Origin of the sequence: Serratia sp. root2, from assembly GCF_031931805.1 — a bacterium.
Classification (GTDB): Bacteria; Pseudomonadota; Gammaproteobacteria; order Enterobacterales; family Enterobacteriaceae; genus Serratia; species Serratia inhibens.
The window spans coordinates 1-1,064 of record NZ_JAUJXB010000020.1 but is presented as its reverse complement, the minus strand read 5'-3'; the positions used below and the strand labels follow the sequence as shown (position 1 = coordinate 1,064).

The 1,064-nt window shown below is 52.0% G+C and carries 1 protein-coding gene; it reads left to right on the top strand.

Features of this window, described 5'->3' with window-relative positions; genetic code table 11:
* Positions 1-1,064 (top strand): elongation factor Tu (gene tuf / locus QZQ97_RS24485; RefSeq protein ID WP_311995511.1); only part of this gene is annotated, 1,064 nt, incomplete at both ends.

The window sequence follows — 1,064 nt, the reverse complement described above, 5'->3', positions numbered from 1 at the left end:
GGTACTATCGGCCACGTTGACCACGGTAAAACTACCCTGACTGCAGCAATCACTACCGTTCTGGCTAAAACCTACGGCGGTTCTGCACGTGCTTTCGACCAGATCGATAACGCGCCAGAAGAAAAAGCTCGTGGTATCACCATCAACACTTCTCACGTTGAATATGACACCCCAAGCCGTCACTACGCGCACGTTGACTGCCCAGGGCACGCCGACTACGTTAAAAACATGATCACCGGTGCTGCTCAGATGGACGGCGCTATCCTGGTTGTTGCTGCGACTGACGGCCCAATGCCTCAGACCCGTGAGCACATCCTGCTGGGTCGTCAGGTTGGCGTTCCTTTCATCATCGTATTCATGAACAAATGCGACATGGTTGATGATGAAGAGCTGCTGGAACTGGTAGAAATGGAAGTTCGTGAACTTCTGTCTGCTTACGACTTCCCTGGTGATGACCTGCCGGTTGTTCGTGGTTCAGCGCTGAAAGCACTGGAAGGCGAAGCTGAGTGGGAAGCTAAAATCATCGAACTGGCCGGTTACCTGGATTCTTACATCCCAGAACCAGAGCGTGCTATCGACAAGCCGTTCCTGCTGCCAATCGAAGACGTCTTCTCCATCTCCGGTCGTGGTACCGTTGTTACCGGTCGTGTTGAGCGCGGTATCGTTAAAGTTGGCGAAGAAGTTGAAATCGTTGGTATCAAAGACACCGTTAAGTCTACCTGTACCGGCGTTGAAATGTTCCGCAAACTGCTGGACGAAGGCCGTGCTGGTGAGAACGTGGGTGTTCTGCTGCGTGGTATCAAGCGTGAAGACATCGAACGTGGTCAGGTTCTGGCTAAACCAGGTTCCATCAAGCCACACACCAAATTCGACTCAGAAGTGTACATCCTGAGCAAAGAAGAAGGTGGTCGTCACACTCCATTCTTCAAAGGCTACCGTCCACAGTTCTACTTCCGTACAACTGACGTGACCGGTACCATCGAACTGCCAGAAGGCGTTGAGATGGTAATGCCAGGCGATAACGTGAACATGGTTGTTACCCTGATTCACCCAATCGCGATGGA